Source organism: Rossellomorea sp. ABR4_004, from assembly GCF_056159585.1.
In genome coordinates this window covers 384,773-407,437 of record NZ_JBSWVM010000003.1, presented here as the reverse complement: position 1 = coordinate 407,437, position 22,665 = coordinate 384,773, and the positions used below count along the sequence as shown (strand labels likewise).

The following is a 22,665-nucleotide window of genomic DNA, read 5'->3' as shown; positions in this document are numbered from 1 at the left end:
AGAAAAGAGAGGAACAGAGATGGGTTTACCTATTTTACCTACCATTAGTACCACCTTCATCGTGTTAAGTGCAATCACAGTTGCGATTGGCTGGTGGCAGATTAAACAGAGAAGGATTGAGCAACATCAGAAAACCATGACTCTTGCAGGTATTTTTGCGCTTATCTTTTTCATCATTTATATGAGCAGAACGATCTTTGTTGGGAACACGTCCTTTGGGGGTCCCGATAGCATCAAGATTTATTATACGATTTTTCTTGTATTCCATATAACTTTGGCCACAACCGGGGCAGTATTTGGCCTGATGAGCTTGTGGACGGGCTACAAAGATCGTTTAGCGAGGCACCGTAAGCTGGGACCGATTACGAGTTTTATCTGGTTCTTTACGGCTATCACAGGAGTCGCTGTGTATCTGCTCCTTTATGTATTCTATAAAGGCGGAGAAACAACCTCGGTCTTTCGGGCCATACTCGGATATTAAAGAAAACCTATTATGTGAAGAATCACATAATAGGTTTTTTCTTTTGATTAGGCTCTTTCCTAAAGGCTTGTGACTATCTCAGAGAAGATAGTAGTAGTTGATTTCCGCTACAGGATGGTCGCTTTCCGCGTGGCTGGCGGTGAGCCTCCTCGGCTGCGCCTCCGGGGTCTCACCTGTCCAGCTACGGGGCTTAGGGGCTCGAGGTCATAAGCCAAGTCTGCCAAAAAGGCAAAGAGCGCCTTTCCGGCAGACTCGTCTTATGCTTGTCGCCCCTGGGCAAAGCCCCTCCGCTTTTCGTACTGTCCAGCTATTCCCGCAGGAGTCGATCATCCTGCAGCGAGAATCAACTTTCTAAGCATTTATTCTTAAAAGAAATAAATAAAATCAAAAGCTTTTAGCAAACAATTTTTGAGGTGAGTAGAATTAATGTCCTATTAAAGAAGAATTCTTTCTTCTAATTAGTTTGTTTTTTAATACCTTTAGCTCTGTCACGAAAAAACTTTTAAAGATGGTGAGGGGAATTGCGTAGACTCCTGCGGAAGTACGGTCGTGCCGAGACCCCGTTCGGCTAAGCTGAGGAGGCTCGGCCGAACGCTAGCTGCAAGCGAAGGAGTTCCCCTCACCATCAAGCACATACTAATAGACAGAGCTTAAGCAGTCCTGTTGTTAAAAACAACTATCTTTGAGAGAACTAAAGGGAATGGCAGAAGTCCCGTCGAATGTAGGAATAGTAGAAGGGAGCAGATATAATGATTACAAAATTAAACCACGGTCAGTTTGAAGAATCCTTACAGTTATCCGAATATGCTTTTCAATATTCAGTACCAAGTGAAGACAGAGAGAGACGCTTTCAACAGACTAAAGAACATACTGTGTATGGAATATATGAAGAAGAAAACTTAGCTGCGAAGCTTCATTTGATCCCGCTCCATGTACAGCTGGGTAAACATGTGTATCCGATGGGAGGTATTGCCGGAGTCGCTACCTATCCGGAGTTCAGAAGAAGAGGGTATGTGCGTCAATTAATGAATCATTCATTACAGAAGATGAAGGAAGATGGCACAGTTCTATCCATGCTCCATCCATTTTCTATTGATTTTTATCGGAAATTTGGATGGGAGGTATTCGCATCTTTCCACAAGGTACAGCTTGAGAAGAAGGATCTTGTACCATTAAAGCCTTACAATGGACAAATTAGGAGATTTAAAAAGGATACATATCCTAATGAATTGGAATCGATTTATGATCGCTATGCGGAGCAGCATAATGGGATGCTGGTACGTACAAAGAAATGGTGGAGGGAAAGGAGCATCACCGATCTGTGGATAGCGATTTATTATAACGATGTGGGTGATGCAACCGGTTACCTTACATATGAAGTGAAAAAGGAGAAGATGAAGGTTGAAGAGTTTGTTCCCCTTACAAGTGATGCAAGAATTAGTTTATGGAACTTCATTTGTCAGCATGACTCAATGGTGAAGGAAGCTGAACTAATATTGAACCCCTGTGAAGTGTTACCATATATGTTGAAGGACCCAAGAATGAAAGTGGAGAAGCACCCATACTTCATGGCAAGAATCGTCGATGTAGAAACCTTCTTGAAGAGATATGTAAAAGAGATCGATTTTCCGTATCAACTTGAATTCTCCATTGCTGATTCGACAGCGGCTTGGAATAACAACACTTTTGTTCTTAATAAAAATGAAGTGGTGGTTGGTGAAAAGATTGAGGCACCGATATCGCTGGACATCAAAGATTTCACAGCATTAATCTTTGGAGTGCATACCCCTGAGGAATTGCTCCAAATGGGAAGACTTCAGGCTGGAAAGGGGGATTTTCATAAGCTCCAATCCTTGTCCCAGGGGAATCATCCATTCTTTTACGATTTCTTTTAAGAGAAAGTAAAGTATAAAAGACCAATTCCCAGGTGTATGGGAATTGGTCTTTTTTCATAACTTGAAATTTGTTTTTATAATACCAGCCTCTTTAGCCGAATTAAACACGATAAGGATGAGCGGTCCGATAATAAAGCCCAGTACACCAAAGAGTTTTAGGCCTAGGTACATGGCGATTAATGTAGCAAGCGGGGATAAACCAATATGGGTTCCCATAACTTTAGGCTCAACCGTTCTTCGTATGATAAGAAGAATGGCTGCCAATACTGCTAGTTGAGTTCCTAATGCGATATTTCCTGTCAGCAGATGGAAAATAGACCATGGTGCCAAAACGACGATGGATCCTATCAAAGGAATAAAATCAATCACCCATATGATAATCGACATCACGATCGCAACTTCTGGAGCAATGAATAAAAGTCCAATTAAGGAAACGACAAAGATGATAATACTCACCAGGAATTGCGCTTTAAAGAATCCAAATATAACATAGGTGAGTCGGGAAGTCATAAACGTCACTTTCTCTGCTGTTTTTTCTGTCAGGTGCCCATAGATGGATCTCTTCATTCGGGGTAAGTCCAACATGAAAAGAAAGAGAGCAATTAAGTAAACGAGAAAACTCACTAAGTAATTGGGAATATAAGATAAAAACACACTTATCTTTTCAATATTGACAGAGTTAAGAATCTTCGTCTTTCCGCTATTTAAGAAGTTTTGTACATCTTCACTGAAGCTTCTCACTAGTTCATCAGGAAGATCCTCAGTCGCATTCAACAATCGATCCTCATAATCAAGCCAAATATCGCTTAATTGGTTTACATACTTCGGGGCATCTTCTATCAGTTTGATACCTTCACCAACGACTTTTGTAGTAACGAAGAACGAAGATACGCTTATTAGAAGCAGGAACAGAATGAAAACAGAAAGTACCGCCATCCGACGTTTTGCAGAGAAACGATTTTGTATAAAGCTAACGGCAGGCTCCAGGAAAAGTGCTGTTATAATCGCAGTAATCAAGGGGACTGAAACAGGTAATATAAAAAAAGCAACTATAGCTAGTATTAAGATGATAAGTGTGATCATTAAAACTTTTTTCGTGAAAAACTTGGACAATGGTGTACCCCTTTCTAACAGAAACCTAATACTATCATTATATGAGAGAATGAGAAGAATGAACAGTAGGAAGAAAGTGAAATTCGAAGGTTTTACATCTATTTATATTAGAGTCCAAGCGTATATAGAATAGGGCCCATAGTGGAGTTTGGATTAATCCTGAATGGATAATACAGAAAAGACTGTCCGAAGAAAGACAGTCTTTCAAAACTGATATTACCAGGCAAAGTTTGTTGCTTCTTTTTTGACATCTGCAATAAGTTTTTCACAAGAAGTGACCAGATGTTTAGGGAATTCTTCCCCTTCACCGTATTCTATACCGTGTGGATAGTAATGTTTTCCTAATAATGGAGTCATTAGTTGAATAACGGCGTCATGCTTTCCGATATCCCCCTCAACAGCAAGACCTTGGATTCGTAAATAGAAAATACCTTCTCTTATTTCAAATTTACGATCGTACGTCACTCTTTCATAATCCCATTGACCTGCACGAACAAGTCCGTGAGATTCCATGATCTCGTCTAATCGGTTCAAGTCCACTTTTAAGCTTTCAAATTCAGTTCCTTCAAAACGCATAAAAATTCCCTCCTATATTGTCCGGCATGAGGACTTTCGAGCCCTTATGCTTTTCGTATGGTAGAAGCATTTATATCGGTGTAAGTACAATGATACTAAATGCGGTATTTCTCATTCTTAATAATAGTGGAAAAACCTTTATCTTGCAATGTCTTCAATCATTTGAATTTGTCATTTTTAAAAAAATGAATATCCTGCAGGAGAATGAGAAAAATATAGGAAGTAATTCGGAACGTATGAGGAGGGTCCAAATGACAATAATCAGGGACATGATGACAAATGATATTGAAACTTGTTCGTTACTGGACAATGTGTATGAGGTTGCCTTGAAAATGAAGGAACACAATGTAGGATCCATTCCCATCGTGGATGGTGAAAAGATTGTGGGAATGATGACAGACAGGGATATCGTCCTCCGCTGTATTGCTGAAAAACATCCTGCTTCTTCAAAAGTAGAAGATATCATGAGTAAACACTTAATAACGGTAGGACCTGACACCGAAGCACAAGAAGCGGCACAAATCATGGCTGAGCATCAGATACGAAGACTCCCGGTGGTGGAGGGAGATCGATTGATCGGTATGATCTCTTTAGGTGATTTTGCTATAAGGGAGTCTCTGGGCAGACAGGCCTACGTTGCGTTGGAAAATATATCAGAATCAAACTTCAAAAATAAACCGTTTTAAACACTGGGGGGATGGTCCATACAGGATCATCTCTTTTTTGTGTATTAGAAACCTTTCCCCACCTGAGATTCATTTGTTTTAGAAGGGATGGAAATATGCTATCCTTTATACTAGACTGAAGTTCTAGAAACATAAACAATGGTATAATAATTCTAGTATTTGTGGCATATCCTGATAGAGAAAGTAGAGAGGAGGGAAATTTCTGAGAACCGTTTTGCGTATTTTGATCATTCTTGTCATTATTTTATTTATTGGTATTTATCAAGGTCAAAAACAAGAAAATGAGCCTCTTAAAGGACCAGAAACCCAAACTCTTAAAGAAGACAACGAAAACCAATTAAATCAATCAATCGAATCTCCAGGGGAACGACCTGCATCAGGTTTATCCACTTGGATTGGAAAAGATACCAAAAAGGTAACTGAAGCTTTTGGAGAACCAGAGCGGGTTGAACCAAGCTCTTACGGGTATGACTGGTGGATCTACCCGATATCGAATAAACAGTACATACAAATGGGCGTCACTAATCAAAAAGTCGTTACGTTGTTTGCCATTGGGAATCAGGTGGATGTGGCCCCTTATAAATTGGGACAACGTTTAGAAGACATTTACCGCTTTACCATTGTGGATTCTGAAATCGTTGTAAATGACGAATCAGGTGCTTATCAGTTTGAATTAAATGAAGAAGACCTGAATACCCGGCTTCTCGTAACCCTTGGAGATATTTATGCCCAGCTTTATCTGGACAAATTCACTGGAAGGCTTACGAGTATCCGCTTTCTTGATAGTCAAACTTTGATCGAGATGCATCCATATGAAATGATGTATCGAGGGGAATTAGCGAAAGAACCAGAGCCAAGTGAGGACCAATGGGATAAAGTGAATAGTGCAAGCGAACAACAAATCTTTGATATTACAAATGTGATCAGACATCAATTCGAAGCAGATATACTAAAATGGGATGAAGAAACGGCAATGGTAGCAAGAGGGCATAGTCAAGAAATGTACGAAGAAGATTACTTTTCACATGATTCACCAACCTTCGGAAACCTTTCCGAGCGTCTGGAAAGTGAAAATGTAATGTTCAAGACTGCAGGGGAAAACATCGCTTCCCAATACACGGACGCTCCAGAAGCCGTTCATGGCTGGCTGAATTCGGAAGGCCATCGAAAGATTCTACTGGAACAACAATTCACCCATCTTGGTGTAGGTGTATATAAAAGGTACTATACACAAAACTTTATAGAGAAATTTGAAGACAAAGAATAAAAAGGTTGATTCCCTAGACTGTTGGGGGATCAACCTTTTCTTATTGAAAAAGTCTATCGTTTCTTTTTGAAAATAAAAAACGAGCCTGTAGAATGAGCAACAATCTTGCCGTCTGAACTGACAACTTTCCCGTCCACTACTATTGTCTTACTTCCCTGATGAACGACAGTAGCATGAGCAGTTAAACGATCTCCTATACCTGGTGCCAAATAGTGTACGTTCAAATTTGTCGTTACAGCTCCATATCCTTCAGGCAGCATCATGTTGGCTAATGTGCCCATGGCGGAGTCCACTAATGTAGCGGTTACTCCGCCATGAACGATCTGGAGTGAGTTATGTGTAACGGGCGTGATCGGAATACTTATTTCGAAATTCCCGTCTTTCACTTCGCGGTCCATGGCGAATATTCCGCCTATGATTGATCCATTCTCATTGTCTTTCTTCCGTTTAACTCCTTCGAGAAGCTGTTTCAGGATTAGAAGATCCTCATCCGATGCTCCTGTAAGACATTCATCTAACAACTTTTGTACCTGTTCTTTCATCTTCATACATCCTTTTCTTTATTCACAGCCAAAGAATTCATTGGAAACTGTAAAATCAACGTTTATATACATGTAAATATTACTACAAAAAGGAATGTATCACCATTCTTTTGAATCCTTCATAAAGTGTAGTAGGTAGATGCCTGTAATGGAGGTGTTCATAAAATGGGTAAATCACTACACCCTAAAGTAAAAGAGTTTAAAGGATTTGTGAGAAAGCATCCGAAAATTGTGAAAGATGTCCGGAATGGTGATGCCAATTGGCAGGATCTCTTTGAAGACTGGTACTTACTGGGGGAAGATGATACAAGGTGGGATAAGTATAAAGACGAAATTGCGAAAGAATCTAGCCCAACCAACCAAGGAAGTAAAAACGGCTGGATGGATCAGGTTGGAGATATGGTGAAAAAAATGGACGCTAATCAATTGCAGCAACATATTAACAGCTTAAGTGAAGCCTTGGGAGCAGTGCAAGGAGTACTTAGTCAATTTCAGTCAAATAATAATAGAGGATCAGGGACAGCAACCAAAACTGAAACACCATCCAAACCCTCCCATCCATTTTCATTCCGGAAAGATTAGGAGGGTGACTAAAGATGCGAGCAGACATTATCGAATATATTTATGCCAAAGAAGATCTGAAATTATTTTTAAGAGACCAGCCACAGTGGTATCGTGCACTTTCTCGAAATCCCAATGAATTAGAGAAATTCGAAATTGCGTCAATTAACCATTTTCAAAAAACGATTCCTCATCGAGTACAAAAATTCTCAAACGGGGTCCAAATGGCCTCCATGATGATCAGTATGTTCCAATCAATGAATAGTGCCGATAGTTGAGGCACTATTTTTTTGTGAATGCCCATAAAAATGTTGAGTAAAAAGCGAAACGGTTGGGCAAGGCTATTAGTAAGGAGTGGTGTACACGATGAAGAAAATCATTTTTCTATCCATTGCGTTACTAATGTTTTTAAGCGGCTGTAAGGAAAAAATGCCTGAACCGGAAAGCTTTGCGTTTACAAAAAAAGTTGAAGCTGCGAAGTCTGAGGAAAAACCTCTTTCCATCAAACATATGGTACAAGGAAGTCAAGTGTATATTGAATGTATCGTTCCAAATATAACATTCACGTCAGAAAAAAAGGGAGCGAAAAAAGGAAAAATCGTCGTTCGTTCAAATACCGGCAATTTGTATAAGGAGTATCATACAGCCGCCTTTGTTGTAAAAGGATTACCAAAAGGTGTGCATCTTCTCAACGTTGAAATAGTAGGAACGAATAACAAGCCGTTAGGGATGAAAAAGCAGTTTTATGTGACGATCCAATAAGCATTGGTCTTTAAGTCCGTCGTAAAATATTTACGGCGGTATTTTCTTTGGGGTGATACAGCATTTGAAAAAAATGGGGTCACTCCAAAAAATTCATTTTGCATATTCGCTTCCTCACGTGAAACGTGTTAAAATAACGTTACGGAGGTGAGCGTTATGCTTGCTACTATAGAAAGAATGGAAATCTTGGATTCAGCTGACGAATTATCTCAGTGGATTTTAGAATCTGATGTGGCAGAAAATTATCGTAAGTCTTTATATAAACTTCGCAACAATTCTGAAACTCAACGAAAAGTACAAACCTTTTCACGAATGAAAGAAAGTTACGAAGAAGTTCAACGCTTCGGACGTTACCACCCGGACTACAAAACCATCATGAAAGAAATCCGTGAAGTGAAAAGGGAAATGGACCTTGATGAGAATGTAGCGGAGTTCAGAAGAATGGAAAACGAGCTTCAAGATCTGCTTGATCAAGTGAGCCTGCTAATCGGACATTCCGTGTCTAAAAATGTAAAGGTCCCTTCAGGGAATCCTTTTTTCTCAAGCGGAGGATCATGCGGGGGAGGCTGCGGTTCTGGCGGAAGCTGCGGTTGTTCAGCCTAATCATATGAAAAGAAGAGCGGACGATGTGCCTGCTCTTCTTTTCATTTTGTGGAGATTCATCCTTTTTCCTTACTGTCTTAACCGAACACAATCCACGCAGAGGTTCCCACAGCAAAACATTTTTTCCTGGGGGACATAGAACCTGTGCCGATATACATACAATGATTTTTCCTCCCTGAAATAAATCGTATCAGAATGCAGTCTCTTGCCCCGCATCGCCCTAGCTGACCATTTTTTAATGGAGTACTCGATGTCAGTTTTCTCGTTATTGGATCTTATATAGATAAACGGAATGCCTGCACTCCACTTCACATGCGCATCTTCAATCCCGTCCTCTTGTCGAAGGTGATCGATAAAAAAGTCCCAAATCATATTCAAATCCATTGTGACCCTCCGTTCTCTACTTTATTATGTAGTATTCACTGCACGTTCTGTTTAATGAAAGTTCGCACCATTACGTATTGCTTACCGTCACATTATTATGCTAGACTTATAAAAAAGTGATTCCTAGAGGGGAAACTATATGTTAACAGAGAGACAAGGTTTAGTTGTTTGGTTACATAGTTTGAAGCATGCCAAGTCCCTGAGGCGATTTGGGAATGTTCACTATGTTTCGAAGAAAATGAAATATGTTGTACTTTATTGTAATCAGGATGAAATCGACACAGTAATGGAAAGAATAGCTACCTATTCCTACGTGAAAAAGGTAGATCCTTCGCATAAGCCATTTATTAAGTCTGTTTTTGAAAATTCCCGACCGGATAAGGCGAAGGAATATGATTACAAAATGGGATTCTAATGTTTGCTGCCAAAGAGTGTTGTTTTGGCAGCTTTTTTCTTAGGGTGATACACCACCGTTTCAAAAAGCTGCACGATTAACATCCTTTATTGTAAAGGCAGAATATAATGATTTAATCTCAGGATCGCGATCAGATGCTGATAATACAATGCTTTTTCCGGATAGAGAGTGGAGGGTTTCACATCCATTTGGATGATGACCCTGTCTAATTCCTTAGCCGTCTCTTCAAAAAGGGAGTAGCGCTGGTTTGGTGCGATATTCGGATTGGGGATTCCTTCCCGGCAAACATAAATGGCTTGGAATTTCCCTTGTTCTGTAGGTTTCATCACAAGAGCCATGGATGATACGGCCCGGTTATTAACAATAGTATGAAATGCCATCATATGCTGTAATCGTTCTTTATTTGCTTTAGCAAGCTCCATTAGTTCATAAATATCTGAATATCCTTCTCCTAATTCAATAAAACGTTGAATCATTCATTCAATCTCCTTTTCTTACCGAGTTTATCAATTCCTTATTATTTCAAACATATAATGATAAGTAAAGATTCAAAATAACTTATAGGGGTGATCGTGATGGTATGGTTATTTCTATTTATCGTTCTGGGATTATCATGTTTGTATGTTGTTGGGGGAAGACATGAAACGAAAGAAATTGAATTATTGAACAGTGATTCTTTTCTCGTGACGGCAATATTGTCTACACTGGCGGTTCACGGCATCCTATCTCTGGCACAGGAGGATGAATGGCAAAACTTTACTCTTCAAGATTTACAAGAAACTCTTATAAGTAATGGATTGCTGGATAAAAGTGAATGGGATCAAATGCTTGCAGATCATTTATACCAAGCTTCCTTTCCAGCAGACAGTAAAGATCTGGATTTTGGTTGAATGATTGGAAATAATCTAAAAATATTCCACCAATAGCAGCGGTAATCTGCTATTCTTTAAGTAACAGACGGAGTTAAGGAGTAAAGTATGAAATGCACCCTATTTACATTTGGTCTACCTATGATATTGATCAGTGCCAGCATTCTTTTCTTTCAATGGATGGGATTCACAACAGAAAGTGCGGAAGAGCCTGGGGCTGTAAAGGTAAATCAATCTTATTCCATCACACATGAAGAAAACACATTTTTTGTGACACAAACCATTCATTTCTTATCAACAATCCCTAAACAAATGACCATTCAATGGCCAAAGGATGCCAGCGGTTTTTCATGTGTAAATGACAGAGGGGATAAGTGTTTAACAAAAGAAAATGGAGAATTCCAATTAAATAATCTCTATAAAGACCTTAAGGAGATCACGATTACCTATACATTCGAGCATCCGACTAAAGAGAGTATGTTAGTGAAAGATTGGCACCCTGTACTATCTTCTATCGAAACGTTAAATACAGATATTCACATAACAGAAAAGAGTTTGAGGGCTGGAAAATGGGTAGCAGGATATAAAACTTCCAGCCATAAAAAAAAGAATTATATCGATTATTATTCTTTCATTGGTCGGGGTGAGCCTTCAGCTTTATATTGGACGGATGATCCGTTGGTGGAGAAAGCTTCATCTACAGTGAGAATGTTGTACGATAGGACCGATATAAAAGGGGCTAGGCCAATCCAACCAGGCTCCTTTGAAGGATTTGTGACCGTCATCATCACGGACAAAATAGAGCCCTATGTATCTCCGTATTTGATTGTAAGGAACACAGCTGAAAAGGAAATGCTAAATGAACTAAAAGGGAGCCTACTGTATCAACAGTATTTTTCCACTGATGAACAAGCTTGGCTTAAAGAATTCATCGTTAGCATCCTATTAAAAAATCAACCGCACACGTCAAAATCTGCATGGGCTTATAAAGAAGTAATGGAAGGGCTGACCTCTTCCCAATTGGATACATTTAAACGGAAGATGGAAGAGGACAAGACCAAATCGGTTGATGCAACAAAATTAGATGTGATTTTAGAAAAAGTTACAGGCTTTGACTCTACATTTTTTACTGAAAGTGCAAAAGGTAAAGAGAATGTCCCCATGATTCTTAAAAGCGATGAGCCTGTACTCATCAACAAAAAAACACATAACCTTTCCTACATTTCTTATAGACAGAAAGAACTTATTGAATTTCCACAAGCAGTAAAGGCTTTGGGGCTGGACATTAATGAGATAAAGCCAAACGTGTTCTTTACATCTTTAAATGGAAATACATTCAGGTTTTATGTGAATGAAGATTATTTTATTTATAATGAAGAAAATTACGGCCTATTAACGAATCCCATCAAAACGGTTGGGGGTTCCATTTATATGGATGTACACTGGTTCGAGAAATTGTTCAAGGTAGATGTGATGAATAAGGAAGTTTCCACTAGAGCAGATGAATGAACGTAAAAAGCCCTGCAGAACTTTCTGCAGGGTCCTTCTATATCCATTTCTGGAAAGAAGGCAAAGGGAGAGGAGAAACCGGAGGAAGAACTTATGGGGAATCGTAAGTCTTCTCCGCGGTTGGCAACAACATCAGTTAGGATGCTGTTACTTCCATTATCACCTATCAAAATGATTTTATACATGTTTTGGAACAATTTCAGTATGTAGCGATATCTGTCGAGATATGATAGGATAGTGAAGAAAAAATACATATATGGTGGATGATTATGAGAGTAATATCAGGTACGTTAAAAGGTAGACCGTTGAAAGCTGTTCCAGGCAGTGGGACACGGCCGACAACAGATAAGGTGAAAGAGTCTATATTTAATATGTTAGGACCCTATTTTGAAGGGGGTACAGGATTGGATTTATTTGCAGGAAGCGGCGGACTCGGAATAGAAGCCCTGAGTCGTGGACTCCATTCTGTGATTTTCGTGGACCGTGATGCAAAAGCATTTCAAACCATTAAGGCAAACCTCCAGGATTGTGACCTGGCGGAGAAAAGCGAAGTGTACAGGAACGAAGCAATGAGGGCGTTAAAGGCAATCTTAAAAAGGGAGATAACCTTTGATTATATCTTTCTGGATCCTCCTTATAAACAGCAGAAACTTCAACAACTCCTGGAATTCATCGACGAGCACAACCTTCTAAATGAAAGCGGTTACGTCATGTGTGAACATGGTTCGGATATTACATTGGGAGATAGTGCCGGGAGCTTGGAGAAAGTAAGGGAAGAAACGTATGGAATCATAAGGATTTCCATTTTTTCAAGGTGACTGAAGGAAGAAACGATAAATAGCCAGGGGGTATTATAATGACGAGCATTGCAGTTTGTCCGGGTAGTTTTGATCCCATTACATATGGACATTTAGATATTATTACGCGGGGTGCGAAAGTTTTTGATCAAATTTATGTGGTGGTCTTAAATAACTCTTCTAAAAAACCACTATTCTCGGTAGAGGAAAGAATTGAATTGATTCGTGAGGTTACCGGGGACATTCCTAATGTAGTTGTTGACTCTTTTCAAGGACTCTTAGTTGATTACGCAAAAAAAGTAAATGCGAAAGCAATCATTAGAGGGTTGCGTGCGGTATCAGACTTTGAATATGAAATGCAGATTACGTCAATGAACAGGGTTTTAGAAGATGATATCGAGACGTTCTTCATTATGACGAATAATCAATATTCTTTCTTGAGCTCGAGTATAGTAAAAGAAGTGGCTAAGTATGGAGGCAACATTTCTGAATTAGTGCCGAAACGAGTGGAAGAATCGTTAAAGGTAAAATATAGTGAATTAAATAAGCCCCAATAATGAATAAAGGGTTGATCCGAGAGTGCAGACATTCCATTTCTCATTTTGTGAGAAGTATATTGTCGTAGGCAATGGATCAACCCATTCTATATTTTTAAGCTTGTCTTCTTACATATAATACGATATAGAGAATCAAACTGAATATCGTGATCACTGGACCTGCTGTCTTAAACCAATACAGCATTTCCGTCCAGAATGCATTATTTTTCATGGCGAATACAGGTATGGCATTGGAGAGCTGCTCATCGGAAAATCTCTCGTATATCGGTTTCCAGATGATGATTGTCGTGATGGAAGCGGCTATACCGTGAATAAATCGGGCATAGAAGAAGGGCTTGAACCGAATATCGGTTTCTGCCAATATGCTCGCAACTTGTGCTTGGACACTGAACCCGCTGAACCCCAATATAAAACTTGTAATAATGGCTTGCTGAAGCAGAGTAGCTTCATTAACTCCACTTGTCAGCTTCCCGCCTAACGTGATCTCAAACAAGCCTGAAATAAAAGGAATGCTTAATTGCTCTGGCAATCGGAGCAGAATAAATAGAGTTGACAACCCTTCTGCAACAAAGGTTGTAATATGCAGATGATAAAGCATTTTATTAATGACTGAAAATAGGATAATGAAACCACCGATCATCAGTAATGTTTGAATGGAAGAGGTGACAGCATCTCCCAAGAGCTTCCCGATAGGGCGCTTATCTTGGAGTCTTGTGCGATGAAGAGCAGAAAATGCTTCCCGGATGATAAAGCCTTTTTTCCCGGATGACCGATTTCTCAATTCTTCCTTATCTTTTCCACCATAGAATCTCATGACGACACCTACACAGATGTTTCCAATATAATGAGCGGCAGCTAAAACAATTCCGAGGGTAGCGTTCTGGAAGAACCCAACCGACACAGCACCAAATATGAATAAAGGATTGGAAGAGTTCGTGAAGGAAACAAGGCGTTCCGCTTCCAATTTCGTGATTTGTTCTTCCTGTCTCAGACGGGCCGTCAGTTTGGCTCCAGATGGAAATCCTGATGCCATTCCCATTGCCCACACAAACCCTCCGACCCCGGGGACCCGGAATAATGGCCGCATCAAAGGTTCCAGCATGACCCCGATAAATCTGACTACACCAAATCCAATCAACATTTCAGACACGATGAAAAATGGCAATAACGAGGGAAATACAATCTCCCACCACATATCTAATCCCCGTATGGAGGCCTCAAGAGATTCTCCCGGCATTACGATGAGAGATGCGGCAAATATAGTCACACTCATGGATAAAGCCAGGGTTTTGATTTTCGATTTGAACAACCGGACTTCCCCCTCTTATGAAATAAGTTCCTTCTATATCAATTCCTTGTGAAATGGGAAAAGAATGATAAAATGGGATTAATTCAACTTGTCCTCATATTATTCAATATACTCATACATAATTGAAATAGACCATATGATGAAATGTACCGATAACTCGGCAAAAGGGGGAAGGGCATGGACAGACCCAAAATTGGATTAGCCCTCGGCTCGGGTGGGGCAAGAGGATTTGCACATTTAGGGGTTTTAAAGGCATTTGATGATGCAAAGATACCTATAGATATGATTGCAGGTAGCAGTATGGGTGCTCTTGTGGGCTGCTTTTATGGGGTAGGGCATAAGATGGAAGACCTCTACAAGCTTTCCACCACCTTCAGAAGAAAGTACTATTTAGACTTTACCGTTCCGAAGATGGGCTTTATTTCGGGTAAAAGGATAAAAGAATTCATTCAGCTTTTTACACATAATAAAAATATTGAAGAGTTAAAAATCCCCATAAGCGTCGTTGCCACAGATATTACAAATGGTGAAAAAGTGGTGTTTACGACCGGCCCTATCTCAAGTGCGGTCCGGGCAAGTATTGCGATCCCGGGTATATTTGTACCTGAAAGAATAAACGGCCGCTTACTCGTGGATGGAGGAGTCATTGACCGGGTACCAGTTTCGGTTGTTAAAGAGATGGGGGCTGACATTGTCATCGGAGTCGATGTATCAAATGTGAAAAGGAATGCTGAAATCACAACGATTTATGATGTGATTATGCAAAGCATCGATATCCTTCAATTAGAAATCGTCGCACATCGTGAATTTGCTTCTGACTTTATGATCAGGCCCCATGTACAAATGTATAGCACCAGAGCCTTTAAGAATATTGATGAAATTATCGATATGGGGGAGGAAGAGGCGAAGAAGGTTATTCCTTCTATTCAGAAAGCTTTAGATAATTGGAAGGAGTAAAGAGCATGAAAACGAAAACATTAATCAGAACCTTAGTCATCATGACCATTATCATGGTTGCTACATCCTTTTATTATCTTCCCTTTTATGTAACGAAGCCGGGGGGAGCCCATGAACTGGATCCAATCGTAGAAGTTAAGAATGGCTATGAGGACGAAGGTGAATTAATGCTTACAACCGTCAGGATGGGAAGAGCAAATATCTATGCCTATCTTATGGCAAGCTTAAAAAAATACGAATATATCTTTCCGGTTGAGGAAATTAGAAGCCCTCATGAAAGTGACGAGGAGTATAATCTTCGTCAACTGCACCTGATGGCAGACTCTCAAAACCATGCCATTGAAGTGGCATTTAAAAAAGCGGGTAAACCTTATGAATACTCCTATAAAGGTATATATGTCTTAAATATTTACCCATCTATGCCGGCAGAAGAAGTCTTAATGCCTGGTGATCGTATTACAGCCGTTGATGGGAATACATTTCAATCCTCAGAGGAGTTCATTGAATATGTGAGCAAGAAAAAAAGTGGGGATAGTGTGAAGGTTACCTACGTTCGAGATAAGGAAGAAATGGTGGAAACGATTTCCTTGGAGGCTTTCCCTGATATGCCCGATAAAGTTGGTCTTGGGATTACGCTAAGTGACGATAAAGAAATCAAAACCGACCCTCCGGTGGAACTGGATACTGAAGAGATTGGTGGCCCTTCCGCAGGATTGATGTTTAGCTTGGAGATTTATAATCAACTAACGAAGGATGACATTACGAAGGGTCATTCTATTGCAGGGACCGGGACGATTTCCGAAAACGGGGAAGTTGGACGCATTGGCGGTATAGAGCAGAAGGTCATTGCTGCTGACAAAGCAGGTGCAGAATATTTCCTTGCTCCACATGAAAACGTTACAAAAGAAATGAAGGAAAAGTATCCTGAACTTGAATCGAACTATACTGCTGCCAAAAGAACCGCTGAAGACATTGGTACGGATATGAAAGTAATACCTGTAAAAACCTTTGATGAAGCATTAGCATTTTTACAAACAATAGCAAAATAGTCAAAGAGGCTGTCTTAGGTCAGCCTCTTTGACTATTTTTATATCATCACAGGCGGTTGGGACCATTCCTGATGAAGCAATTTTTTTCGGGCTTCCGCATTTTTTAATCCTAATGAAAATATTTCAGCTGCTCTGACATCTAATTCTATATCGCTTTGATTAGCACTTGAAAGCTTACTGATCAAAGGCAAGGGCATTTCTTTTTTCTTAGAATGGAGAAATTCCCTCCCCATCTTATTCATTCCAAGCAGGCGGATATAGCTTGGAGAGATGTGTCTGGAACGCATCTCTTCCTTGCGAGTATTCGTTAAAATGTGAAGGAGCATTCGTTGAAGGCGTGTCCATGTATAGCGCTTTGTTTTAAGCTTCGTCATGAATTCTTCAAACGAAGTCGAGGCTTTAACACACTCCATCATCCGATTTTCTATCCCTTCTTCTATTTCATAAATATCCTTTATTTCCTCTTTGGACGACGAAAGAAGCTTATACTGCAAAATCGTCCAATAATCTTCCCAGCGATGGAATCCCCCATACTCTAGTTGGTAATGAGTTAACTGATCAACGGATGTCGACGGGAGATAAGAATCAATCTTATGATCCCCCTCGCTGCTGAATATACTTTTCCTTATGCTTGTTGCACTTGCAATGGAAGGAGAAGAGAAGTGTTGATCATGGTACCCGGCAGCTTCCCTTGTAATGGTGTATGCTTTTAGTGTTGATTGGATCTGGTTTCTCGCTTCCAAATAATGAAACCCCAGAATATTATTCGGCTTACTTAAATCGATAACGGAGTCTCCGTTCCCTAATGTTTGAAAAGCTTTAGCAAGAGCGGAAGGATAACTCATGCCATCCTGGATAAACCTGCTTATATATGTATTGTATCGCTCCCGGTTTGCTTCAATGAATAGAACCGTTTTCTCGAAAGTATCAATATCCCCATCCTCGCTGCCGAAACAAAAACTCTCACAGCCTATGGAATCAAGGAGTGAAATGGCTCCCCTCGAAAAAATTTCAGCATGCTGAGTGGCAAAACAATAGGGAAGTTCAATCACGACGTCAACCCCTGCTTCTAAAGCCATACGGGTTCGGGCCCATTTAGAGACTAGCGCAGGCTCTCCACGCTGCAGGAAATACCCACTCATAACCGCAACCACTACATCAGCACCAGATGCTATTCTCGTTTCCCTTAAATGATGTAAATGCCCATTATGAAAGGGATTGTACTCTACTACTACTCCTGTTGCTTTCATGAAGTTTTCCCCATCCTTTCTAAGTCAAAATCATCTCCTATATAAATTATTATATAAGGAAATAAATTAGATTCTCTCCTTTTATAACATAATCATAACTAATATTATAAAATATTTGAAAGTCCTTATATTTAAACGTTATAATTACAACACTATGGTTGTTAAGAGTGTAAAGAAAAAATATTGACAAACGGTATTATGAAAGCTATAATTACCTTTGTTGCCTTGAGGTGATTACATTGAAATGGTCAATAATACAATTACAAAAATTTAGAGACAAGGGACTTTCCATTGACGAAACGATTAATTTGGATGAATTGAAAGAAATCGATCCCCAAATTATAGAAGTCTCACCTATTCGAGTGTCCGGAAAGGCAGATATCGGTTCAAACCGCGTCACTTTCCATCTCCATATAGAAGGGAAGTTAGTATTACCTTGCTCAAGAACCCTTGTGGATGTTGATTTACCAGTTGACATTCAAACGATTGAAACGTATCTTCTAAATGAAGCTGATTATGATCAGTATGAGGAAGAGGAAGTACATCGTATTCAAGGTGATGTTATTGATTTAAAACCTGCTATTAGAGAATTACTATTACTTGAGATTCCGATGCAAGTAATCAGTGATGAAGCGAGAGAACAAGATGAGATGCCTTCCGGTAAGAACTGGGAAGTACTAACGGAAGAACAAGCTTATCAAGTCGAGCAAGAGGAAGAGAAGAAAGTTGATCCTCGTCTCGCTGACTTAGCAAAACTTCTTGATCAAAACAAGAAATCTTAAAAGCGAAGTACCAGTTCGACTGGCTTCATAATGAGTATTAATCTCTTTTAAGGAGGTGGGAAGAATGGCAGTACCTTTTAGAAGAACATCTAAAACAGCAAAAAGACAACGTCGTACACACTTCAAACTACGTGTACCTGGTATGGTAGCATGCCCAAACTGTGGTGAAATGAAATTAGCACACCGTGTTTGTAAAGAGTGCGGAACGTATAAAGGTAAAGAAGTTGTAAACAAATAATATTGTTTACACCCGAAAAAAGCGTGAAAGAGGCCATGGCTCTTCACGCTTTTTTTATTGTCATTTTTAAGAAATACCTGTTCATCGCCTATAGAAAATCATACACTATAAGTATGATAGGAGGGTCTGAAAGTGGGAGAATACATCATACATATGAACAAAGAAGGAATTTTGCAGTTTATCATCAACCGCCCCGAGAAACGGAATGCAGTCAGTTATGAAATTATGGAGGGGCTTGAAAAAGCCTTAAACGAGTGTATGTATAATGATCACGTGAAAGCGCTCCTGATAACGGGAAGTGGTGATCGTTCTTTTTGTTCCGGCGGGGATTTAGCTCAATTTCATAACCTTAAGACAGAGAGTGAAAGTTATGAAATGCTCAGTAAAATGGGGGGGCTCATTACGAGGCTTGCTTTTCTGCCAAAGCCCACGATCGCCTTTATCAATGGGACGGCAATTGGCGGTGGATGTGAAATCGCAACCGCATGTGATTTTAGAATTGCTAAAAGAACTGCGAAAATGGGATTTGTCCAAGGGAATCTTGCCATTACCACTGGCTGGGGAGGGGGAACCTTGCTTCTTGAGAGGATTTCTGTGTCAAATGCACTTTCACTTCTGATGACAGCGAGGGTAGAAGAAGCAGAATTCCTCCATGATATAGGTTTCGTAGATGAGTTAGTTGATGACATTGTGCCAACCCATGAAATTCCCCTTATTAAAATGATCTCATTAAAATCAGAGGGGGTATTGAAGGCATATAAGCAGCAGCTACTTGAAAGATGGGATAAAAAGAGAGTAGAAGAGAATATCATGAAAGAAATAAGACAATGTGCTAAGCTCTGGGCAAGTGATGAGCACCACCAAGCGGTGGACGAATTTTTAAAGAAATAGGAGAAACATAAAAAAGGAACAGGTGACTCTCTGTTTCTTTTTGTGTGCTTAAAAAAACAGTGGTGCAGATTCTATCTTCTCTAGTAAGAGCATATGTATGGATAAACTGGATCTTACAGGGGGGATGGAAATGTCTTCGAATAGACAGGATGCATGGAGTCAAGATGAAGATGTGTTGTTAGCGGAAGTGGTATTACGTCATATACGAGAGGGCGGTACCCAGCTTCAAGCATTTGAAGAGGTAGGAAGAAAACTATCAAGAACATCAGCAGCTTGCGGCTTTCGCTGGAATTCATTTGTTCGCAAACAATATAAATCTGGAATCGAACTGGCTAAAAAACAGAGAAAGCAGTCTAAGAAATATTCTCCTATCGTTAAGGCAAACGAAGAAAAGCAGGAAGTGCCGAAAAAACAAGTTGAGAGTTCCCCGGAGCTTGAATCCCCAGAGGCGTTTTCAATGGGGAGCATGATAAATTATCTTCAAAAAGCAGAGGAAGCCGTTCGGAATGGGGAAAAAGTAAGGAATGAAAATACTCAGCTGCATGGACAAATCTCTCGATTGAAAGATAAGCTTCAAGAGGTTGAAGAGGAGTTGAAAGAATACGAAGCTAAATTTAATCTCCTCGAAGAAGACCATAAATCATTATTAGCTATTTTTGAAAAAGCAAGGAAAATGGCTCTATTGCAAGGAAATGAAGACAAGGTGAAGTTTCAGATGGATAAAAACGGAAACCTTCAGCGGTTGAATAAATGAAGAGAAAAATAGGCTTGCTAAAAGAATATCTTTAGCAAGCCTTTTTTTGGTTCTGTATTAGCTGATTTTCTGTTCTGTGACACCTTCAGGGAACCATACGTATGGATTTTCGCCTAAATCTCTTTCCACCTCGTATGTTACGGCTTCGAAGCCCATTTTCTCCCAGAATCCCTGTGATCTGATACGGGAATTTGTTTTAATAGGTAAACCAAAGCTTTTTGCGAATTCTACCAGCATTTTTCCATAGCTTTTGTATTGATATTTTGGTAATACTTCAAGCTTCCATAGCTCCAAGTAATTTTGCGGAGGATCGAAGTACTGATCAAATCGGGCATTGCGCTGGTACAAACTCATTCTGGCAACCAGCGTATCGCCAAAGTAAATCCCATAAAATGGTGATTCGCTATCGTTTTCAATAATGTTTGCTTGCAAATCTTCGAGCATGGATAGTTCCTGTACACCATATTCTTTAAATTTCTTAAACTCTTCGAGAGTTTTATAGTTTACTTTTAATTTCTCCACTTTCACTGCCATCGTATGACCTCCTAAAATGCTAAAAATAAATCTGGAAAACATGATGAATCATGTATCCGTTTACAGCTGATCGTTTGATCAAGCAAGTATTTATTATTATTATATAACAAATAAACAAAAAATTCTGCACTTAATTAAGAAAACGTTTACAATAAAGAAGAAGGAATTCGACGATTTTTGTAGAATTCGTAATATGAACAGATGTGTTCTATAAAGAAAGGGGAGAGATTGTGCAGAAGATTCTAATTGCAAATAGGGGAGAAATAGCATCAAGAATAATGAAAACCTGTAAACAATTAAACATTCAAACAGTCGCGGTTTATTCCGATGCAGATCAGGATATGCCCTTTGTTAAAGAAGCGGATATCGCTCACCGCATAGGTGAATCACAAGTGAACCGCTCATACCTGTTAGTGGACAATATACTCGAAGTTGCGAAAAAGGAAAAAGTGGATGGGATCCATCCCGGATACGGTCTCCTATCAGAAAATGCGGACTTTGCCAGAAGAGTTGCAGAAGAAGGCATCACCTTTATTGGACCTGCTCATGATATCATCGAAAAGATGGGCGACAAGGTAGAGGCTAGAAGGGTGATGCAAGATGCGTCCGTACCAGTCGTGCCTGGAAGTGATGGTGGGGTTGAATCCCTGGATGCTGCCAAGAGCGTAGCAATTGAAATCGGTTATCCTGTTATGTTGAAAGCAAGCGGCGGTGGTGGCGGGATCGGTATGATTCGCTGTGAAAATGAGCAAGCGCTCGTTCAAAGCTTCGATTCTACTAAAAACCGTGCTAAAGCCTATTTCGGGAAAGAGGAAGTCTTTCTTGAGAAATGTATTGAAAATGCGAGACACGTTGAAGTACAAATCTTTGGAGATCATCATGGGAATTTGGTGCATCTTTTTGAGCGTAATTGCTCTGTGCAAAGAAGAAACCAAAAAGTGATAGAAGAATCACCTTCCCCAGGCCTTTCTCAAGCGACGAAGGAGAAAATGTTCGCGTCTGCTATCCAAGCTGGTAAAGCAGTTGACTATACGAATGCTGGAACAGTGGAGTTCATCGTTGATGATAAGGAAAATTATTATTTTCTTGAAATGAATACTCGACTTCAAGTGGAACATCCGGTCACTGAAACCATCACGGGGTTGGATTTAGTGAAGTGGCAGCTTTTGGTAGCTTCTGGTGAGCCTCTTCCTCTATGCAAACAGGAGGAAATCCATGTAAACGGTCATGCAATTGAGTTCAGGGTATATGCTGAGGATCCAAAGACTTTTTACCCTTCTCCAGGTCAGCTAACGACCTTGCGATGGGGGAAAGGGGATGATGTTCGAATAGATAGCGGTTATGACGAAGGGAATAAAGTCACTCCTTTCTATGATCCGATGATTTCTAAATGCATCATCAATGGAAATGACCGTGAGGACGCGTTACATAAAGCCAAGGTCTTCTTTGAAGGGGTAACCATTGAAGGAGTTAAAACAAATGTCTCTCTTTTCAAGAATATCATTGAAAATAGAGGATTTATTGAAGGAACGTATACAACGAAATGGCTTCAGGACTTTTTAAAGGCCAACCAAACGTAAGAACAATATATGCAGGACGTTATGCTAGTATCTGAAAAGAATTCAACTAAAAGAGAACAAACTGGAGGAATCAATCATGAAGGAAATTACATCATCAATGGCAGGAACGGTTTTAAATGTACTGGTAGAACAAGGTGGGGAAGTGTCTGTTGGAGATACTGTCCTAATGCTTGAATCGATGAAAATGGAAATCCCTGTTGAAGCTGAAACGGGAGGTAAGGTTTCTGAAATTAAAGTGAGTGTAGGGGATTTTGTCAATGAAGGGGATGTATTACTCGTTATTGAAGGTTAACTCGAGTATGCA

At 39.8% G+C, this 22,665-nt stretch carries 29 protein-coding genes; 21 read left to right on the top strand and 8 right to left on the bottom strand.

Annotated elements, in window-relative coordinates:
- Positions 1 to 19: 19 nt before the first annotated feature.
- Complete coding sequence (locus ACXAF2_RS19055; RefSeq protein ID WP_475141008.1) at positions 20 to 481, top strand: DUF420 domain-containing protein; 462 nt, start codon at positions 20 to 22, stop codon at positions 479 to 481.
- Between the two features lie 749 nt (positions 482 to 1,230).
- Entirely contained in the window at positions 1,231 to 2,376 is a 1,146-nt protein-coding gene (locus ACXAF2_RS19050; protein ID WP_475141006.1) for a GNAT family N-acetyltransferase, read from the top strand.
- A gap of 54 nt (positions 2,377 to 2,430) precedes the next feature.
- Here the strand turns inward: ACXAF2_RS19050 and ytvI are convergent, their stop codons facing one another.
- Together ytvI and ACXAF2_RS19040 are read right to left on the bottom strand one after the other, a co-directional pair.
- Positions 2,431 to 3,489 carry a sporulation integral membrane protein YtvI gene (gene ytvI / locus ACXAF2_RS19045; protein WP_475141004.1) on the bottom strand — a complete coding sequence of 353 codons (1,059 nt, stop codon included), beginning with the start codon at positions 3,487 to 3,489 and terminating at the stop codon, positions 2,431 to 2,433.
- Positions 3,490 to 3,705: 216 nt separating this feature from the next.
- Complete coding sequence (locus ACXAF2_RS19040; RefSeq protein WP_148968627.1) at positions 3,706 to 4,065, bottom strand: YugN family protein; 360 nt, start codon at positions 4,063 to 4,065, stop codon at positions 3,706 to 3,708.
- 251 nt (positions 4,066 to 4,316) lie between these two features.
- Here ACXAF2_RS19040 and ACXAF2_RS19035 point away from each other — a divergent pair, with 251 nt between their 5' ends.
- Positions 4,317 to 4,751 (top strand): CBS domain-containing protein, encoded by a 435-nt coding sequence (locus ACXAF2_RS19035; protein ID WP_475141002.1) that lies wholly within the window; start codon positions 4,317 to 4,319, stop codon positions 4,749 to 4,751.
- 214 nt (positions 4,752 to 4,965) lie between these two features.
- Positions 4,966 to 6,018, top strand: a complete 1,053-nt coding sequence (locus ACXAF2_RS19030) for a CAP domain-containing protein (protein ID WP_475141000.1) — start codon at positions 4,966 to 4,968, stop codon at positions 6,016 to 6,018.
- 53 nt (positions 6,019 to 6,071) lie between these two features.
- Here ACXAF2_RS19030 and ACXAF2_RS19025 read toward each other — a convergent pair whose 3' ends face one another.
- On the bottom strand, positions 6,072 to 6,560 hold the full coding sequence (locus tag ACXAF2_RS19025) for a PaaI family thioesterase (RefSeq protein WP_475140998.1): 489 nt from the start codon (positions 6,558 to 6,560) through the stop codon (positions 6,072 to 6,074).
- 165 nt (positions 6,561 to 6,725) lie between these two features.
- On the opposite strand from ACXAF2_RS19025, the gene ACXAF2_RS19020 reads away from it, so the two are divergent.
- From ACXAF2_RS19020 to ACXAF2_RS19005, 4 genes are all read left to right on the top strand, one after another.
- Positions 6,726 to 7,142 (top strand): YlbD family protein, encoded by a 417-nt coding sequence (locus tag ACXAF2_RS19020; protein ID WP_475140997.1) that lies wholly within the window; start codon positions 6,726 to 6,728, stop codon positions 7,140 to 7,142.
- A 14-nt stretch (positions 7,143 to 7,156) separates the two neighbouring features.
- Positions 7,157 to 7,399, top strand: a complete 243-nt coding sequence (locus tag ACXAF2_RS19015; protein ID WP_475140995.1) for a YlbE-like family protein — start codon at positions 7,157 to 7,159, stop codon at positions 7,397 to 7,399.
- 88 nt (positions 7,400 to 7,487) lie between these two features.
- Entirely contained in the window at positions 7,488 to 7,883 is a 396-nt protein-coding gene (locus tag ACXAF2_RS19010) for a hypothetical protein (protein ID WP_475140993.1), read from the top strand.
- Positions 7,884 to 8,039: 156 nt separating this feature from the next.
- Positions 8,040 to 8,486, top strand: coding sequence for a YlbF/YmcA family competence regulator (locus ACXAF2_RS19005; protein WP_475140992.1), 447 nt, complete (start codon positions 8,040 to 8,042; stop codon positions 8,484 to 8,486).
- Between the two features lie 69 nt (positions 8,487 to 8,555).
- Here the strand turns inward: ACXAF2_RS19005 and ACXAF2_RS19000 are convergent, their stop codons facing one another.
- Entirely contained in the window at positions 8,556 to 8,870 is a 315-nt protein-coding gene (locus ACXAF2_RS19000) for a hypothetical protein (RefSeq protein ID WP_475140991.1), read from the bottom strand.
- A 139-nt stretch (positions 8,871 to 9,009) separates the two neighbouring features.
- On the opposite strand from ACXAF2_RS19000, the gene ACXAF2_RS18995 reads away from it, so the two are divergent.
- Positions 9,010 to 9,285, top strand: coding sequence for a YlbG family protein (locus ACXAF2_RS18995; protein WP_148968636.1), 276 nt, complete (start codon positions 9,010 to 9,012; stop codon positions 9,283 to 9,285).
- 86 nt (positions 9,286 to 9,371) lie between these two features.
- Here ACXAF2_RS18995 and ACXAF2_RS18990 read toward each other — a convergent pair whose 3' ends face one another.
- Positions 9,372 to 9,761: a DUF7147 family protein gene (locus tag ACXAF2_RS18990; protein ID WP_475140989.1), complete on the bottom strand. Its 390-nt coding sequence runs from the start codon at positions 9,759 to 9,761 to the stop codon at positions 9,372 to 9,374.
- Between the two features lie 99 nt (positions 9,762 to 9,860).
- Between ACXAF2_RS18990 and ACXAF2_RS18985 the strand changes: the two genes are divergently transcribed.
- The 4 genes from ACXAF2_RS18985 (at position 9,861) to coaD (ending at position 13,017) form a co-directional block, all read left to right on the top strand.
- Positions 9,861 to 10,175, top strand: coding sequence for a hypothetical protein (locus ACXAF2_RS18985; protein WP_475140988.1), 315 nt, complete (start codon positions 9,861 to 9,863; stop codon positions 10,173 to 10,175).
- 87 nt (positions 10,176 to 10,262) lie between these two features.
- Complete coding sequence (locus ACXAF2_RS18980) at positions 10,263 to 11,663, top strand: hypothetical protein (RefSeq protein ID WP_475140986.1); 1,401 nt, start codon at positions 10,263 to 10,265, stop codon at positions 11,661 to 11,663.
- 269 nt (positions 11,664 to 11,932) lie between these two features.
- Positions 11,933 to 12,481 carry a 16S rRNA (guanine(966)-N(2))-methyltransferase RsmD gene (gene rsmD / locus ACXAF2_RS18975; RefSeq protein ID WP_475140985.1) on the top strand — a complete coding sequence of 183 codons (549 nt, stop codon included), beginning with the start codon at positions 11,933 to 11,935 and terminating at the stop codon, positions 12,479 to 12,481.
- A gap of 38 nt (positions 12,482 to 12,519) precedes the next feature.
- Positions 12,520 to 13,017 (top strand): pantetheine-phosphate adenylyltransferase, encoded by a 498-nt coding sequence (gene coaD, locus ACXAF2_RS18970; RefSeq protein WP_475140983.1) that lies wholly within the window; start codon positions 12,520 to 12,522, stop codon positions 13,015 to 13,017.
- Between the two features lie 94 nt (positions 13,018 to 13,111).
- Here the strand turns inward: coaD and ylbJ are convergent, their stop codons facing one another.
- Positions 13,112 to 14,326 carry a sporulation integral membrane protein YlbJ gene (gene ylbJ, locus ACXAF2_RS18965; RefSeq protein ID WP_475140982.1) on the bottom strand — a complete coding sequence of 405 codons (1,215 nt, stop codon included), beginning with the start codon at positions 14,324 to 14,326 and terminating at the stop codon, positions 13,112 to 13,114.
- A gap of 177 nt (positions 14,327 to 14,503) precedes the next feature.
- Between ylbJ and ACXAF2_RS18960 the strand changes: the two genes are divergently transcribed.
- The gene (locus ACXAF2_RS18960) at positions 14,504 to 15,283 is read left to right on the top strand and encodes a patatin-like phospholipase family protein (RefSeq protein WP_475140980.1); all 780 of its coding nucleotides are present in this window, start codon (positions 14,504 to 14,506) and stop codon (positions 15,281 to 15,283) included.
- Positions 15,284 to 15,288: 5 nt separating this feature from the next.
- A complete protein-coding gene (locus tag ACXAF2_RS18955) occupies positions 15,289 to 16,332 on the top strand; it encodes a SepM family pheromone-processing serine protease (RefSeq protein ID WP_475140978.1) in 1,044 nt (347 codons plus the stop codon).
- A 38-nt stretch (positions 16,333 to 16,370) separates the two neighbouring features.
- Here ACXAF2_RS18955 and ACXAF2_RS18950 read toward each other — a convergent pair whose 3' ends face one another.
- Positions 16,371 to 17,582 carry a nucleotidyltransferase gene (locus tag ACXAF2_RS18950; protein WP_475140977.1) on the bottom strand — a complete coding sequence of 404 codons (1,212 nt, stop codon included), beginning with the start codon at positions 17,580 to 17,582 and terminating at the stop codon, positions 16,371 to 16,373.
- 239 nt (positions 17,583 to 17,821) lie between these two features.
- On the opposite strand from ACXAF2_RS18950, the gene ACXAF2_RS18945 reads away from it, so the two are divergent.
- The 4 genes from ACXAF2_RS18945 (at position 17,822) to ACXAF2_RS18930 (ending at position 20,247) form a co-directional block, all read left to right on the top strand.
- Positions 17,822 to 18,364 carry a YceD family protein gene (locus tag ACXAF2_RS18945; protein WP_148968646.1) on the top strand — a complete coding sequence of 181 codons (543 nt, stop codon included), beginning with the start codon at positions 17,822 to 17,824 and terminating at the stop codon, positions 18,362 to 18,364.
- 64 nt (positions 18,365 to 18,428) lie between these two features.
- Positions 18,429 to 18,602 carry a 50S ribosomal protein L32 gene (rpmF, locus tag ACXAF2_RS18940; protein ID WP_044337494.1) on the top strand — a complete coding sequence of 58 codons (174 nt, stop codon included), beginning with the start codon at positions 18,429 to 18,431 and terminating at the stop codon, positions 18,600 to 18,602.
- A gap of 132 nt (positions 18,603 to 18,734) precedes the next feature.
- Complete coding sequence (locus ACXAF2_RS18935) at positions 18,735 to 19,493, top strand: enoyl-CoA hydratase/isomerase family protein (RefSeq protein WP_475140975.1); 759 nt, start codon at positions 18,735 to 18,737, stop codon at positions 19,491 to 19,493.
- Between the two features lie 130 nt (positions 19,494 to 19,623).
- On the top strand, positions 19,624 to 20,247 hold the full coding sequence (locus ACXAF2_RS18930; protein WP_475140974.1) for an RsfA family transcriptional regulator: 624 nt from the start codon (positions 19,624 to 19,626) through the stop codon (positions 20,245 to 20,247).
- Positions 20,248 to 20,304: 57 nt separating this feature from the next.
- Here ACXAF2_RS18930 and ACXAF2_RS18925 read toward each other — a convergent pair whose 3' ends face one another.
- Entirely contained in the window at positions 20,305 to 20,781 is a 477-nt protein-coding gene (locus ACXAF2_RS18925) for an N-acetyltransferase (RefSeq protein ID WP_475140973.1), read from the bottom strand.
- Between the two features lie 230 nt (positions 20,782 to 21,011).
- Between ACXAF2_RS18925 and ACXAF2_RS18920 the strand changes: the two genes are divergently transcribed.
- A complete protein-coding gene (locus ACXAF2_RS18920) occupies positions 21,012 to 22,361 on the top strand; it encodes an acetyl-CoA carboxylase biotin carboxylase subunit (protein WP_475140971.1) in 1,350 nt (449 codons plus the stop codon).
- Positions 22,362 to 22,437: 76 nt separating this feature from the next.
- The gene (locus tag ACXAF2_RS18915; protein ID WP_113968315.1) at positions 22,438 to 22,653 is read left to right on the top strand and encodes a biotin/lipoyl-binding carrier protein; all 216 of its coding nucleotides are present in this window, start codon (positions 22,438 to 22,440) and stop codon (positions 22,651 to 22,653) included.
- Positions 22,654 to 22,665 lie beyond the last annotated feature (12 nt).